This window comes from Pseudomonas sp. (assembly GCF_049653025.1).
In the GTDB taxonomy this organism is placed as follows: Bacteria; Pseudomonadota; Gammaproteobacteria; order Pseudomonadales; family Pseudomonadaceae; genus Aquipseudomonas.
Genome location: NZ_JBASFM010000005.1, coordinates 1 through 14,602 on the forward strand (window position 1 = coordinate 1; position 14,602 = coordinate 14,602).

A 14,602-nucleotide genomic window follows, 5' to 3' on the forward strand; every position below is an offset into this window, starting at 1 on the left:
CTGTTTCGGATCTCGCGAGCTAGAGCGAGACAAGGCAGAAATGGCCGAGGGCGCGGAGTTTACTGGCTGTAAATGAGCAGCCCGAGGCCATTTCTAACGCCGTATCGCCGACGCGCAGCAGATCCGAGGCAGCTTCTTAGCCCAGCAGCTCGATAAAGCGCTGGGCAAATGTATGCACATCCCCCGGCCAGCGTGCGGACACATAGTTGCCGTCGACCACCACCCAGGCCGGGCGGCTGTCGTCTGGGCCATCGCGGTGCAGGCCGCTGATCTTGCGCAGGCGCTGCGGCGCATCCGCCGGCACATCGAGAAAATCCGCCGGGCTGGCCAGGGCGCGACTGACCTCGGCCTGCACGCTCATATAGCCGGCCGGCTCGCCCGCGGCTTCCCGATAGGTGCGGTAGTAATCGGGGTCCCAGCAGCGCCCGTAGAAACGAGTCAGGTCCCAGGCGCTCTTTTCCATGGCCCAGGTCAGCGCGGTGGTCTTGCGTCCATACAGGGCTGAGCGGCCGGCCGCCCCAGGGCTGCGCGCCGCCAGTAGCACGCCATGGCAGATCGCCGCGACCGGCTTGGCGCTGGCGAAGAAGGCCCCGACAAAGGCCTGCAAGGTCTGGCTCTCCAGGTAGTCGCGCATGCCGCGCGCCCAATGCCCGCCGGGCAGCAGCAGGCCGGCGAAGTCATCGACCTGCAACTGCTGGTAACGCAGCGGCTGGCGGAACTCGCTGTCCAGCAGCAGGCGCGCATAGGCCTCACGGACATCACGGCGCGCGCGTAACAGCAAACCGAGCAGCTTTAGCCGACGCAGGCCAGGCACACGTGCCCAGGGGTCCAGCCCCTCGCCACTGAGCATTAACGGGTCACCCACGGCCGCCTGGCCATCGGCAGTAGCAAAACGCACGCGCACGCCGGCAGCGCGCAACAGCTGCCAGCTGATGGCCACTTCACTGGGGTCGAAATCACGATTAGGCAAGGCAATCAGCACAGTCTTGGCGCGCATAAGGCAGGCTCCAGAGAGGAGCCTGGAGCTTAGCTGTCGCACTCAGGGCCGACGAGTGGCCCTGCAGGCCAAGCCAGTGACCCGGCTAGGGCGGAGCCGGCCGCGCCTCCAGCGGCGGCAACGTTGCCCCCGGCAGCCACTTCTCATGGATCGCGGCAAAGCTGCCATCGCCCTTCATGCTGTCCAGCTCACGCTGCCAGCGGGCGATCAGGGCGTCATCGGTATCGTGCGAGAAGGCGATGTAACTGTCGCTGTGAACGAACTCCAAGAGCAACTGCACCTCGTCCACCTGAATATCACCCTGTGCCAGCAACGTTCTCAGGGTGAGGTTATCCAGCACCATCAGCTTGACCCGCCCGAGCTTGAGCATATTCACCACCTGCGCCGGCCCGGTGACCGGGGTCAGGTTAGTGAAGCCCAGGGCCAGCAGGCGCTGATGGCTGTACCAGTCACGCGGCACGGCAATATCCCCGGCCTCACGCGCATCTTCCAGACGCTTGATGGAAAGATGCGAGCTGCGCAGGGCGTAGAAGCTGGCAACGCTGCGCGTCAGTGGGCCGACCCACTTGAACAGCCCCTCGCGCTCACGGGTGCGCATGGTCACGAACAAGCCGGTATTGGGCCGTGTCAGGGCCTGCTGATAACCACGCGCCCAAGGCACCACGCTAATCGGCGCGTTCTGCCCGGTGCGGCGCATGATCTCCTGCACCACCTCGGTGGCCAGGCCCGCCGGCTCACCGTTCTGGCTGAAATTGATTGGTGGGTATTCCTCGGTATACAGACGCAGGGGTTGCGCCTGCGCGGCCACACACAACAGGCCAACCAACAGCAGCGAGAGCAGCCTACGCACACAGGTGAACAACACGGCAGATGCCTCGCGCAATGGGCGAATAGCTTCAGCGTAGCTGCCGGCCCCGCTTCACACCATGGCCCAGCGCGCCTGACGGATAAATCCAGCGCAACGGCCACTGGCTGCTGCCAAGTGACGGCGACTCCGTTAGGCTGCGAACTGTTATCGCCGTTCAAGGTTGTGTCGATGCCGTCCGCGTCACTGCGTCACTCCCTGCGCCGCCTCTGGGCCCAGGACAAATTCAGCTACAGCCTGCGGGTGTTTTTTGCCCTCAGTGGCGGCCTGCTGCTGTGCTGGTCGCAAGGCTGGATGCACGCGCTGATCCCGCTGTTTCTCGGGGTGATCGCCAGCGCCCTGGCCGAGACCGACGACAGCTGGCAGGGCCGCCTGATGGCACTGCTGGTCACCCTCGGCTGCTTCAGCGTGGCGGCCTACGCGGTGGAGTTGCTGTTTCCCTACCCCTGGCTGTTTGTCAGCGCCCTGGCCCTGGCCAGTTTTGCCCTGACCATGCTCGGCGCGCTGGGTGAGCGTTACGCCACCCTCGGCGCGGCCACCCTGATTCTCGCGGTATACAGCATGATCGGCGTGGAACAGCGCGGCGGCGCGGCGGGACACTGGCAGGAGCCGCTGCTGCTGGTCGCCGGCGCGGCCTGGTACGGCCTGCTGTCAGTGCTGTGGAACGCGCTGTTCGCCAACCAGCCGGTGCAGCACAGCCTGGCGCGGCTGTTTCGCGAGCTGGGCCAGTACCTCAAGCTCAAGGCCGCGCTGTTCGAACCGTTGCGTCAGCTGGATGTGGAAGAACGCCGCCTGGCCCTGGCCAAACAGAACGGCCGCGTGGTGGCGGCACTCAACGCAGCCAAGGAAATCATCCTGCACCGGGTCGGCAACGGCCGGCCGGGGCCGAAGGTCAGCCGCTATCTGAAGCTGTACTTCCTCGCCCAGGACCTGCACGAGCGCGCCAGCTCCTCGCATTACCCCTACAACGAGCTGGCCGAGGCGTTCTTCCACAGCGACGTGCTGTTCCGCTGCCAACGCCTGCTGCGCCTGCACGGCGAGGCCTGCCAGCGCCTGGCCCAGGCCATCGAGCTGCGCCAGCCGTTCGAGTACCGCGAGCTGTGCCGCCAGGCGCTAACCGATCTGCATGATTCGCTGGAACACCTGCGCGTGCAGAGCAATCCGGCCTGGCGGCACCTGCTGCGTTCGCTCGGCGCGCTGGCCGGCAACCTGCGCAGCCTGGATGCGCTGCTGGGCAACGCCAGCACCCCCGACGCCATGGCAGAGCAGCAGGACAGCAGCCTGCTCGACCGTGAGCCGCATTCGCTAAAGGACGTCTGGGAACGCCTGCGCCTGCAGCTGACACCGACCTCGCTGCTGTTTCGCCACGCCCTGCGCCTTTCCATCGCGCTGGCCGCAGGCTACGGCGTGCTGCACTGGATTCACCCCGCCCAGGGCTACTGGATTCTGCTGACCACGCTGTTCGTCTGCCAGCCAAACTACGGCGCGACCCGGCTCAAGCTGGTGCAACGTATCGGCGGCACCGTGCTCGGCCTGCTGCTCGGCTGGGCGCTGTTCGACCTGTTCCCCAATCCGCTGATACAGGCGCTGTTCGCCGTGGTCGCCGGGGTGGCGTTCTTCGCCCTGCGCAGCACGCGCTATACCCTGGCCACCGCCGCCATCACCCTGTTGGTGCTGTTCTGCTTCAACCAGGTCGGCGACGGCTACGGGCTGTTTATCCCGCGCCTGGTCGACACCCTGCTCGGCAGCCTGATCGCCGGGCTGGCGGTGCTGCTGATCCTGCCGGACTGGCAAGGCCGCCGGCTCAACCAGTTGCTGGCCAGCACCCTGAGCTGCAACAGCCGCTACCTGCAACAGATCATCCAGCAGTACGCCAACGGCAAGCGCGACGACCTGGCCTACCGCCTGGCGCGGCGCAACGCGCACAACGCCGATGCCACGCTGTCGACCACCCTGGGCAATATGCTGATGGAGCCGGGGCATTTCCGTAAGGAGGCGGATATCGGCTTTCGCTTTCTGGTGCTCTCGCACACCCTCCTGAGTTACCTCTCGGGCCTCGGCGCGCACCGCGGCGAAACCCAACTGGCCACGACGGACAACCCCTTGCTGAGCAGCGCCAGCAGCCTGGCCGCCAGCCTGGATGAGATTGCCGCCTGCCTAAGCGAAGAGCGCCCGGTGGCGATTCACAGCGATGCAGAGGAACAGCTGGCCGCCACCCTGGAGCACCTCAGCGATGACCTGGACGATGCCCAGCGCCTGCTGCAAACCCAGCTGGCGCTGATCTGCCGTCAACTCGGCCCGCTGCGCACCCTCGCGGCGCACCTACTGAAGAACCGACCATGAACAAACCTTTATTGCTGCAACAGGTGATCGCGCGCCTCGGCGACGACTTGCTGCAGGCGCAGCAGGCGGCGCAGACCGCCTACGAAGCGGCCACCGACGAAGAAAACATCGCCGAGAACAAATACGACACCCTTGGCCTCGAGGCGTCCTACCTGGCCACCGGCCAGGCCCGCCGCGCCGCGGAAATACGCCAGACCCTGGCGAACTGGAAGCAGCTGGTGTTACGCGCGTTTGACCCACAACTGGGCATTCAGCTCGGCGCGCTGATCGAGCTGAGCGACGATGACGACAGACGCCAGTGCCTGTTCCTCGGCCCGGACGGCGCAGCGATGAAACTGCAACAGGATGGCCAGACCGTGCAGGTGATCGGCCCGCAAGCGCCCTTGGGGCAAATTCTGCTCGGCAAGACCGTTGGCGACGAAGTGACCCTGCGTGTGGCCAGTGGCGTGCAACTGCTGGAGATTGTGCGGGTCGCTTAAGGAATCTCCACCTGCCATTGCTTGGCCAACTGCGCCAGCCGGCCTTGCTCGATCATCTGTTGCAACGCCCGATCGAACTCCTCACGCAAGGGCCTGTAGCGCTCCTCGCGGGGGAAGGCGAAGTAGCCGTCCTGCAGATCGATCGGCGGTTCGAGCTGCTCAAGCTCATCGTGCAAACCCAACTGCACAAGCACCGGCCGGGTATTGCGCTGATTGCTCGCCAATAGGTCCAGACGCCCAGCGCTGAGCATCTTCAGGCCATTCTCGACCCCTTCCACGGTGACCAACTCGAGTTGCTCGCGCCGGCTGTCGAAACGCGCCCCATAGACCCAGGCTCGCACCACGCCGATGCGCCGGCCGAACAGCTGCTGGTAGTCACCGTGCCAGTACAACAAGCGGCCACGCTGCCGGTAGAAGACGATGTGATCGCGGTAGAAGGGCCGGGCGGAGAAGGCGAAAAGCGCCTCACGCTCGGCGTTCTTGTAGGGGCCGATAAGAATATCGCCCTGCCCCTGCGCCACCATGTGTTGCGCGCGGGCCCAGGGATGCAGTTCGAAGCGAATCTGATAGCCCAGGGGCTCCAGCGCCTGGCGCAGCACGCTGGTGGCGAGGCCACGATAGTCGCTGTTGTGCTGTTCAAACACCCCGGGGAAGTTACTGCCGATTGCCACCAGCTCGCGCGCCGCCAGTGGCGCGATCAGCAGCGCGCAGCAACAGGCCAGCGACAGCCTGCGCAGAAAGCTCGGATACATGCGGTGCCTCGGCCATGGGATGGCGGTATCTGCCAGCCTAGCAGGTCAGGCCTCCATGCACGCCGCCGGGCAAGGTGTTCGAGTGCCTGCCCGTCGATAAAAGCTGCTATCACTTGATAGTCAGAACCCCCTTCGCCACCCGACCTACGGAGATCCACATGCAAGCGCACACCCACAGCCTGCCGGCACTGTTCAAGCAACTCGGCCTGGATCATGACCAGGCCAGCATCGACCGTTTTATCAAGCAGCACTCGCCCTTGCCGCAAGACTGCCGACTGGCCAACGCGCCATTCTGGAACGCAGCCCAGGCGGCCTTTCTGCGAGAGGAAATTCTCGAGGATGCCGACTGGGCCGAAGTGGTCGACCAGCTCAATTTACTGCTGCGGGGCTAGAACCTGCTTAGTGGTTGGTGCCCGGCAGCTCGCGCCAGGTCAGGTACACGCGCAGGTCGAACTCCAGCTGGTGGTAGCCCGGCAGCATGTATTCGCAGAGTTTGTAGAAGGCCTTGTTGTGCTCGGCCTCCTTCAGGTGCGCCAGCTCGTGCACCACGATCATCTGCAGAAACTCCGGCGCGGCCTCGCGAAACAACGAGGCGACGCGGATTTCCTTCTTTGCCTTGAGCTTGCCGCCCTGCACCCGCGAGATCGCCGTATGCAGGCCGAGGGCGCGATGGGTCAGGTCGAGGCGATTGTCGTAGAGCACCTTGTCGATGGCCGGGGCATTGCGCAGGTGCTCCTGCTTGAGGCCCTGGATATAGGCATACAGCGCCTTGTCGCTTTGAATCGCGTGCTTGCCGTTGTAGGAGCGCGCCAGATAATCGCCCAGGCGCTGCTCGGCAATCAGCTGGCGGATCTTGTCTTGCAGCTGGGCCGGGTAGCCTTGCAGGTATTTAAGCGGGGTCATGGGCGAAGTGGCGCGGGCACGATAAGGCCGTGGATTATGCCGCAAGCCGCACGCGCCAGGGTGCGGCTTTTAGCGCCATTCGGCGGCGCGGCTACTGGCTCGGCAGCACACGCAGCAAGCGCCCCTCGGCACTGTCGGTGAGCAGGTACAGCGCGCCATCCGGGCCGCCGCGTACATCGCGAATGCGCTCATCCAGTTCCTCGAACAGCACCTCCTCGCCGGCCAGCTTGCCATCTTGCAGACGGATACGGCGTACGCTGCGCTCGGCCAGGGTCGAGGCGAACAGGTCACCCTGCCACTCGGGGAACAGTGCGCCGCGGTACTGACTCAGGCTCGAGGGTGCCACCGACGGCGTCCAGTGCAGCAACGGTTGCTGCAGACCGGGCAGCTCGGTGTAGGGGGAAATCTGCGCGCCAGTGTAATCGACGCCAAAGGTAATCAGCGGCCAGCCGTAGTTGTTACCCGGTTCGATCAGGTTCAGTTCGTCGCCACCGCGCGGGCCGTGCTCGTGGCTGTACAGGCGCTGCAACTCGGCGTCGTAGACGATGCCCTGTACGTTGCGATGGCCGAAGCTGTAGATCTCCGCCGCCGCGCCCGCCTGGCCCACCAGTGGATTGTCCTTGGGGATGCTGCCATCGCGATTCAGCCGCACGATCTTGCCCAGGTGGTTGCTGGTGTTCTGCGCCTGCTCGCGCCAGTCAAAGCCATCGCCCAGGGTCAGCACCAGGCTGTTGTCCGGCAGCCAGGCCATGCGCCCACCGTAATGCGCGGCCCCGGCCTTGGCGGGCTGCGCGCTGAACAGCACCTGCACATCCTGCAGCTGACCATCCACCAGGCGCGCCTTGGCCAACCGGGTGTTGTTGGCCTGCGCAGTGCCGTAGGCGTAGCTCAGGTACAGCTGCTGGTTGCTGGCAAATTCCGGATCGAGCAGCACCTCCATCAGCCCGGCCTGGGCGGCGACAAAGCCTGCGGGCACACCGCCAACCGGCTGCGGGTTGAGGCTACCGTCCCGCTCGATAATGCGCAGGCGGCCGACCCGTTCGGTCACCAGCATCCGCCCATCCGGCAGAAAGGCCAGCGACCAGGGGTGCTCCAGGCCGGCGGTGACGGTTTCGACGCGGTAATCCATGGCCTGCGCCAGGCCGCTGCTAAGCAGACCGGAGAGCAACAGGGCGCGGGAAAGATTGAACATGGCGCAGGCCTTATCGTTAGGGAGGGAGGTATCAGGCGTGACCGCTGGCCGAGCGCCGGCCGAGCATGGCGAATAGCAATGCGCCGAGGCTGCCGCACGCCATCAGCCCGAGCGTGCCGGCCAGGCTGCGGTTGGCCCCGATCAGGGTCGGCATCGGCAACAGCGCATTGGCCAGCGCCATCGCCGCCAGCACCGCCAGCGCCCCGGCCAGGGCAAAAAGCGCCCAGCGGGCGGCAGGCCAGTGGCGCGCCAGCAGGCTCGCCGCTGGCAAGGCAAAGACAAACCCAAGAATCACCAACACCGCAAACAGCGGGCTGAAGCCCAGCAGGTCCAGGCCGGTGGTCTGCAGGCGCACCGCCAGCGGTATCGGCGCGCCGAGGGCTTGCAGGTTGGCCAGATTGAACTGGGTCTGCAGCACGGTGCCCAGCACGCTCGCCAGCAGCACGGCGAGGAGGAAGTACAACAAGGTGCGGGATTTGCTCGGCATACGGCGGGCTTCCAGAGGCGGCAGTGGCCCGAGTATGGACCAGCACAGCCGCCAGCACGTTGCCGGAGTTTTACATGGTTTTTCCAAGCACCCGGATAGGCGATAGGCGCAGTTGCCCGCCTGTAGCAGAATGCGCCACAGCAACTGCCGACCACACATAATCACCAGAGCAGCCCGATGAAACGCATCCTGATCCTGGCCTTTGTATTTATTGCCGTTGGTGCCGGCGTGTTCTTCGCCGGCCCGCAGGTTACGGTCGAGCCACAGACCCACGCCGTACAACTGCCGGCGGACCTCGAGCGCTACCTAGCGGACAGTGAAGCGCGTTATCCCGACATCACCCCCAGTGCGGAAAAGACCATCGTCTGGGCCCACCCGGACAAGCGCCAGACCGACCTGGCAATCATCTACCTGCACGGCTACTCGGCCACCCGCCAGGAGACCGCGCCGCTGAGCGACCAGCTCGCTCAGCAGTTGGGGGCCAACCTGTTCTACACCCGCTTGAGCGGCCACGGCCGTGGTGGCGCGGCGATGAGCAGCGCCAGCGCCAACGACTGGTTGCAGGACAGCCAGGAAGCCCTGCAGATTGGCCAACGGTTGGGCAAACAGGTGCTGGTGATTGGCACCTCGACCGGTGCCACCCTCGCCACCTGGCTGGCCTTGCAGGCTGACACGCGACAGGTGCTGGCCTATGTGCTGGTGTCGCCCAATTTCGCCCCCAAGGACCCCGCCTCCCGCGTGCTGGCCTGGCCCTGGGCCGCGCAATTTGTGCCGCTGCTGCTCGGCGACGAATACCAATGGCAGCCCCGCAACGCCCAGCAGGCGCGCTACTGGAGCCACCGCTACCCGGTGCAGGCGTTGCTGCCGATGATGGCGCTGGTCAACTATGTGCGCGAGCAGCCGCTGGAGCAGATCAGTGCGCCGCTACTGGCGATCTACTCGCCGGATGATCAGGTGGTCAGCGCCCCGGCCATCGAAGCGGCATTTGCCCGCATCGGCTCAGCGCACAAGCAGCTGCTGGCCCTCAAGGACACCCAGGACCTATCGCACCATGTGCTGGCCGGCGACATTCTTTCGCCCAACGACACACCCCGGGTGCAGGCCGCGATTCTGGCGTTTCTGGCCAACTTGCCGTCGCGCTAGTCGAAACGACACAACGCCGTACTGAAGGCACAGGGTTTGTTCGCCAGGTAGCTGCGGTAGATCTGCAGCAACTGCTCAACCTCGATACGGCAGGCCTGCCCCCGACACTGGCCATTGAAAGCAAAACGGCTCTGCTCGGCCTCGGCCAGGCGGATATACAGCGCCGGCCAGTCCGTGAGCGGCGCATCGGCCGGGGTAAACAACAGCCGCCCTTCGCGCTGCACCAGCGGCGCACCGGCCGCCGCATAGTCGAAGACAAACAGCAGGGTGCGCGACGTCTTGGTGGTGCATTCGGCGCGCACGACGCAGCGCTGTGGATCGGACTGAGGCGCGCCGCCCGCCGCGGGTGGTTGTACCGGCTGCGGTGTCTGGCTGGCGCAACCGGTCAGCAGCAGCACAGAGAACATCCCGAAGGAACGTAACAGCATCGACAAACACCCAGGCAAGAGGAGAAAGCAGCGCATTACTTGGTCTCTGCGCCCCCCGCGTAGAACTGGCAACCGGGCCGCAACTCGGCCCTTTGACGTGTAGACGCCGGCGGCAAGGATATTCCCGCCGCACGCGCCTCGCAGTCGCACAGTAGCGATACACCGTTGAGGCTGACCACGAAGGCATGTGGGGCCCCCTGGTGGGGATTGAGCACCAGCTCCACCTGGTTTTCCAGCAGAGTCTCCGTGCAGCCATACAGGCTTTCAGGCAAACCAACCAGCAAACGGCCCTCCAGATGATAGGGCTGCAGCAGAAAGAGCGGCTCGCGCCAGCCCGCCACGCCCACTTTACAGGTCAGCCGGTAGACCGCCATCTCCGCGGGAAAGGCCAGATGAAAACGCTGCGTGAGCGCCTGCCGCTCGGCCGCGAGCAGACGGCGAGCCGGATCGCCCAGCCGGGCCTTCAGGCCGCGGCTGTCCCTGTCCAGCAGATAGTGGCCGCGCTGGTTGGCCCAGCAAATCAGCACCGCAGCCAGAAAGCCCCAGAGCAGCATGAAGGTGATCATGGTGCTGCCCCCAGGCGCGGGTAGGTCAGCCCCAGAAAGCCACGACGCAGCTCGACTGCAAGCTCATCGCTCATCCACAGCCCCGTGCCGGTGACATTTATCCAGTGGCTGTAGCGGCCCAGCTGAATCTCCTGTTCACACACCTGCTTGGGTGTATCCAGAGTCCGGCCGCGCGGCGGTGTATGGCAATCACGATCCACCACTGGCGCAGGCAGCGTCTGCGGCGTTCGCAGGTTAGCCACTGCAAAGTCCAGCAGAACGACGGCAAAAGCCAGATAGAGGGCGGCCAGGATCAGAACCCAGACTTCCCGATAGCGCGCCAGAAACCAGAAGATCACGACAACCCCCCCCATGATCACGACCATTTGCGGCCAGTAACCAAGACTGGGGAACTCTAGGCAAAGCTTCAGCAAGGTGAGGATCAACGGGACCACGCCCACCATCTGGAATAGCGTCGCCATGAAGCCAAACAGGGCATGGCGCGTCATCCAGGTCAGTGCGGCCGTTTCCGGCGACTCGCCAACGACCTGCGCGATGAACAGCACGCGCGTGCGTTCGCGCCTGCGACGTCGAATCCATTCGATCAGCTGCATCAAATCCTGTCCCTATAATAGAGAAAGCCCCGCAGAGCGGGGCGTTCGTTACAGCAAGTGGCTTAGTTGACCTTGGCGGCCAGCTCACCCTTGGCATAACGCTGGAACATGCCTTCCAGGGAGATCGGTTTGATCTTCGAGGCATTGCCGGCGGTGCCGAAGGCTTCGTAACGGGCGATACAGATATCGCGCATGGCGGTAACGGTGGCGCCGAAGAACTTGCGCGGGTCGAACTCGCTCGGGTTGGTGGCCATCAGGCGGCGCATGGCACCGGTGGACGCCAGGCGCAGGTCGGTGTCGATGTTGACCTTGCGCACGCCGTACTTGATGCCTTCGACGATTTCTTCAACCGGTACGCCGTAGGTTTCTTTGATGTCGCCGCCGTACTGGTTGATGATCGCCAGCCACTCCTGCGGTACCGAGGACGAGCCGTGCATCACCAGGTGGGTGTTGGGGATGCGTGCGTGGATCGCCTTGATGCGGTCAATCGCGAGGATGTCACCGGTCGGCGGCTTGGTGAACTTGTAAGCGCCGTGGCTGGTGCCGATGGCGATGGCCAGGGCATCGACCTGGGTGCGCTTGACGAAGTCGGCGGCTTCTTCCGGGTCGGTCAGCATCTGGCTGTGATCGAGAATGCCTTCGGCGCCAACGCCATCTTCTTCACCGGCCATGCCAGTTTCCAGGCTGCCCAGGCAACCCAGCTCACCTTCAACCGACACGCCGCAGGCGTGGGCGAACGCCACGGTCTGCTGAGTTACGGCGACGTTGTAGTCGTAGTCGGCCGGGGTTTTGCCGTCTTCTTTCAGCGAGCCATCCATCATCACCGAGCTGAAGCCCAGCTGGATCGAGCGCTGGCAGACGTCCGGGCTGGTGCCGTGGTCCTGGTGCATGCACACCGGAATATGCGGGAATTCTTCGATGGCGGCCAGGATCAGGTGGCGCAGGAACGGCGCACCGGCGTATTTACGGGCACCGGCGGAAGCCTGGACGATCACCGGGGAATCGGTCTTGTCCGCCGCTTCCATGATCGCGCGCATCTGCTCGAGGTTGTTGACGTTGAAGGCCGGCACGCCGTAGCCGAATTCGGCGGCGTGGTCGAGCATCTGGCGCATGCTGATAAGTGCCATGGTGTTCTTTCTCCCGGTGGGGCTCGTTAATCGTGCAAGCCTGCCGCAGGGGCAGGCGCTATTCAAGTCATTCAGACCGAGGGTGACCCCGGCCTGTATTCAAGTCGTTGTCAGGGAGCCTTGCAGCCTCGGCCGATCAGGTCATCGTTGGCCGTCCAGTAGACCAGCCCTTCTTCGCCTTTGCTGTGCAAGGACAGCACGCCATCGCTGTACAGCACGCCCGAGCCAGACGGCTCCTGAGCCAGGCGATAGGCGATATCGCCGCCGCCCAGGCGCACATCAACGGACTCGCGACTGCTGTCGGCGAAGCGCCACAGCACTTCGGTCTGGCTGTCGCAGACCCAACGCGTCCAGTTATCCGACGGCGCCGGCTGACTGGCACAGGCGCCAAGCAGACTCAGCAGCGCCAGCAGAGTAGTCCGTTTCAGCATTGAGGCTCGCTCCCTGATCAGGCTGTTCACGCTTTAGCGCGCTGTTCCAATACTTCAACCGCTGGCAGCACTTTGCCCTCGACGAACTCGAGGAACGCGCCACCGCCGGTGGAGATATAGCTGATCTGCGCCCCAACACCGTATTTGTCGATGGCCGCCAGGGTGTCACCACCGCCAGCGATGGAGAACGCCGGGCTCTCGGCGATGGCCTGGGCCAGCACCTTGGTGCCGTTGCCGAACTGGTCGAACTCGAACACGCCGACCGGGCCGTTCCACAGAATGGTCTTCGAGGATTTCAGCAAATCAGCAAACAGTGCGGCAGTCTGCGGGCCGATGTCGAGGATCATATCGTCGTCCGCGACTTCGCTAACCAGCTTGACGGTGGCTTCGGCGTCTTCGGCGAAGGCTTTGGCGACGACCACATCGACCGGCAACGGCACGCTGACCTTGGCCGCGATGGCCTTGGCGGTGTCGACCAGATCGGCTTCGTACAGCGATTTTCCCACCGGAAAACCGGCAGCAGCGAGGAAGGTGTTGGCGATGCCGCCGCCGACGATCAACTGGTCGCAAATCTGGCTCAGGCTGTTGAGCACGTCGAGCTTGGTCGAGACCTTGGAGCCGGCGACGATTGCCGCCATTGGCTTGGCTGGGTTACCCAGGGCCTTGCCCAGGGCGTCCAGTTCGGCCGCCAGCAGCGGGCCTGCACAAGCAACCTTGGCAAACTTGGCCACGCCATGGGTCGAACCCTCGGCGCGGTGGGCGGTGCCGAAGGCGTCCATGACGAATACATCGCACAGCGCGGCATATTGCTGAGCCAGCTCATCAGCGTTTTTCTTCTCGCCCTTGTTAAAGCGCACGTTCTCGAACAGCACGATCTCGCCGGCCTTGAGTTCAACGCCACCCAGGTAATCCGCCACCAGCGGTACGTCGCGCCCCAGGGCCTTGCTCAGGTAGTCGGCGACTGGCTTGAGGCTGTTTTCTTCGCTGAACTCACCTTCGGTCGGGCGACCCAGGTGCGAGCAGACCATCACCGCCGCGCCCTTCTCCAAAGCCAGCTTGATGGTCGGCAGGGAGGCGAGGATGCGCGCGTCGCTCTTCACCACGCCGTCTTTTACCGGCACGTTGAGGTCTTCGCGGATCAGCACGCGCTTACCCTGGAGGTCGAGGTCGGTCATCTTCAAAACAGTCATGGTCAGTCCTTCACGGGGGCTGGAGTAGTCAGGGAAAGGAAATGTTCGGCGACATCAAGCATACGGTTGGCAAAGCCCCACTCGTTGTCGAACCAGGCCAGCAAGTTCACCAGCCGCGGGCCGGACACGCGGGTCTGGCTGCCATCGACAATCGCCGAATGCGGGTCGTGGTTGAAATCACAGCTGGCATGCGGCAGTTCGGTGTAGGCCAACAAGCCCTTCAACGGGCCGCTCTCGGCCGCCTGACGCAACACCGCGTTGATCTCGGCCGCCGAAGTATCGCGGGCAGTCTGCAGGGTGATATCCAGGCACGAGACATTGACTGTCGGCACCCGGATAGCCTTGGCCTGGATGCGCCCGCTCAGTTCCGGCAGCAGGCGCTCAATACCGCGGGCCAGACCCGTGGACACCGGAATCACCGACTGAAAGGCCGAACGCGTACGGCGCAGGTCTTCATGGTGGTAGGCGTCGATCACCGGCTGATCGTTCATCGCCGAGTGGATGGTGGTGATCGACACGTACTCGATGCCCACCGTCTCGTTGAGCAACTTGAGCAGCGGCACGCCGCAGTTGGTGGTGCAGGAGGCGTTAGACACCAGCTGCTCGCGGCCGGTCAGGCAATCCTGATTGACCCCGTAGACCACCGTGGCATCGATATCCGCCTCACTGGCCATCGGCTGCGACAGCAGCAGCCGTGGCGCGCCGGCATCGATAAAGCGCTGCGCATCGGCGCGACTGGTGTATTGGCCAGAGCATTCCAGCAGCAGGTCGATATCCAGCGCCGCCCAGTCGATGGCCTCGGGGCTCGACTCACGCAGCACCTTCACGCAGCCACCATTGATATGCAGGCAGTCGCCGTCGACCCGCACCTCACCGGGGAAACGCCCGTGGGTGGAGTCGAAGCGGGTCAGGTATTCGATGCTGGCCTGGTCGGCCAGGTCATTCAGCGCGACGATTTCCAGCTGCGCACCCGCACCGCGCTCATGCAACGCGCGCAGCACGCAGCGGCCGATCCGGCCGTAGCCGTTGAGGGCGATTCGATAGGGGCGCTTGGACATGGCGATCTCGATGGGGAACCGTAGGATGGGCTAGCCGCAAAGCGGCAT

17 protein-coding genes are annotated in these 14,602 nt (G+C 64.5%); 4 read left to right on the forward strand and 13 right to left on the reverse strand.

The window, feature by feature from the left end; genetic code table 11:
* Nucleotides 1-136 precede the first annotated feature (136 nt).
* Both WBK23_RS01910 and WBK23_RS01915 read right to left on the reverse strand, forming a co-directional pair.
* On the reverse strand, nt 137-997 hold the full coding sequence (locus tag WBK23_RS01910; protein ID WP_424482302.1) for a type 1 glutamine amidotransferase domain-containing protein: 861 nt from the start codon (nt 995-997) through the stop codon (nt 137-139).
* 85 nt (nt 998-1,082) lie between these two features.
* Nucleotides 1,083-1,862: a substrate-binding periplasmic protein gene (locus WBK23_RS01915; protein WP_424482303.1), complete on the reverse strand. Its 780-nt coding sequence runs from the start codon at nt 1,860-1,862 to the stop codon at nt 1,083-1,085.
* Nucleotides 1,863-2,033: 171 nt separating this feature from the next.
* Between WBK23_RS01915 and yccS the strand changes: the two genes are divergently transcribed.
* Both yccS and WBK23_RS01925 read left to right on the forward strand, forming a co-directional pair.
* Nucleotides 2,034-4,205 carry a YccS family putative transporter gene (gene yccS / locus WBK23_RS01920; RefSeq protein WP_424482304.1) on the forward strand — a complete coding sequence of 724 codons (2,172 nt, stop codon included), beginning with the start codon at nt 2,034-2,036 and terminating at the stop codon, nt 4,203-4,205.
* Complete coding sequence (locus WBK23_RS01925) at nt 4,202-4,684, forward strand: GreA/GreB family elongation factor (protein ID WP_424482305.1); 483 nt, start codon at nt 4,202-4,204, stop codon at nt 4,682-4,684. The genes yccS and WBK23_RS01925 overlap by 4 nt, the downstream gene beginning before the upstream one ends.
* Here WBK23_RS01925 and WBK23_RS01930 read toward each other — a convergent pair.
* Nucleotides 4,681-5,436 (reverse strand): substrate-binding periplasmic protein, encoded by a 756-nt coding sequence (locus WBK23_RS01930; protein WP_424482306.1) that lies wholly within the window; start codon nt 5,434-5,436, stop codon nt 4,681-4,683. The two genes, WBK23_RS01925 and WBK23_RS01930, sit on opposite strands and share 4 nt — an antisense overlap.
* Before the next feature lie 158 nt (nt 5,437-5,594).
* Between WBK23_RS01930 and WBK23_RS01935 the strand changes: the two genes are divergently transcribed.
* The gene (locus tag WBK23_RS01935) at nt 5,595-5,828 is read left to right on the forward strand and encodes a DUF2789 domain-containing protein (protein ID WP_424482307.1); all 234 of its coding nucleotides are present in this window, start codon (nt 5,595-5,597) and stop codon (nt 5,826-5,828) included.
* A 7-nt stretch (nt 5,829-5,835) separates the two neighbouring features.
* On the opposite strand, the gene WBK23_RS01940 is transcribed toward WBK23_RS01935, so the two are convergent.
* The 3 genes from WBK23_RS01940 to WBK23_RS01950 all read right to left on the reverse strand — a co-directional run bounded on the left by WBK23_RS01940 (nt 5,836) and on the right by WBK23_RS01950 (nt 8,018).
* Nucleotides 5,836-6,339, reverse strand: coding sequence for a YgjP-like metallopeptidase domain-containing protein (locus tag WBK23_RS01940; protein ID WP_424482308.1), 504 nt, complete (start codon nt 6,337-6,339; stop codon nt 5,836-5,838).
* A gap of 91 nt (nt 6,340-6,430) precedes the next feature.
* Entirely contained in the window at nt 6,431-7,531 is a 1,101-nt protein-coding gene (locus WBK23_RS01945) for a PQQ-dependent sugar dehydrogenase (RefSeq protein ID WP_424482309.1), read from the reverse strand.
* A gap of 31 nt (nt 7,532-7,562) precedes the next feature.
* Nucleotides 7,563-8,018: a hypothetical protein gene (locus tag WBK23_RS01950; RefSeq protein WP_424482310.1), complete on the reverse strand. Its 456-nt coding sequence runs from the start codon at nt 8,016-8,018 to the stop codon at nt 7,563-7,565.
* A 177-nt stretch (nt 8,019-8,195) separates the two neighbouring features.
* Between WBK23_RS01950 and WBK23_RS01955 the strand changes: the two genes are divergently transcribed.
* Nucleotides 8,196-9,161 carry an alpha/beta hydrolase gene (locus tag WBK23_RS01955; RefSeq protein WP_424482311.1) on the forward strand — a complete coding sequence of 322 codons (966 nt, stop codon included), beginning with the start codon at nt 8,196-8,198 and terminating at the stop codon, nt 9,159-9,161.
* Here WBK23_RS01955 and WBK23_RS01960 read toward each other — a convergent pair.
* From WBK23_RS01960 to epd, 7 genes are all read right to left on the reverse strand, one after another.
* Nucleotides 9,158-9,589, reverse strand: coding sequence for a hypothetical protein (locus tag WBK23_RS01960; protein ID WP_424482312.1), 432 nt, complete (start codon nt 9,587-9,589; stop codon nt 9,158-9,160). The two genes, WBK23_RS01955 and WBK23_RS01960, sit on opposite strands and share 4 nt — an antisense overlap.
* A 35-nt stretch (nt 9,590-9,624) precedes the next feature.
* Nucleotides 9,625-10,155 (reverse strand): hypothetical protein, encoded by a 531-nt coding sequence (locus WBK23_RS01965; protein WP_424482313.1) that lies wholly within the window; start codon nt 10,153-10,155, stop codon nt 9,625-9,627.
* The gene (locus WBK23_RS01970; RefSeq protein ID WP_424482314.1) at nt 10,152-10,748 is read right to left on the reverse strand and encodes a hypothetical protein; all 597 of its coding nucleotides are present in this window, start codon (nt 10,746-10,748) and stop codon (nt 10,152-10,154) included. Before WBK23_RS01970 ends, WBK23_RS01965 begins: the two co-directional genes overlap by 4 nt.
* A gap of 62 nt (nt 10,749-10,810) precedes the next feature.
* Entirely contained in the window at nt 10,811-11,875 is a 1,065-nt protein-coding gene (gene fba, locus WBK23_RS01975; protein ID WP_424482315.1) for a class II fructose-bisphosphate aldolase, read from the reverse strand.
* Nucleotides 11,876-11,985: 110 nt separating this feature from the next.
* Nucleotides 11,986-12,306 (reverse strand): MliC family protein, encoded by a 321-nt coding sequence (locus WBK23_RS01980; protein WP_424482316.1) that lies wholly within the window; start codon nt 12,304-12,306, stop codon nt 11,986-11,988.
* A gap of 26 nt (nt 12,307-12,332) precedes the next feature.
* On the reverse strand, nt 12,333-13,496 hold the full coding sequence (locus WBK23_RS01985) for a phosphoglycerate kinase (RefSeq protein WP_424482317.1): 1,164 nt from the start codon (nt 13,494-13,496) through the stop codon (nt 12,333-12,335).
* 2 nt (nt 13,497-13,498) lie between these two features.
* Nucleotides 13,499-14,554: an erythrose-4-phosphate dehydrogenase gene (gene epd / locus WBK23_RS01990; RefSeq protein WP_424482318.1), complete on the reverse strand. Its 1,056-nt coding sequence runs from the start codon at nt 14,552-14,554 to the stop codon at nt 13,499-13,501.
* Nucleotides 14,555-14,602: the final 48 nt, after the last annotated feature.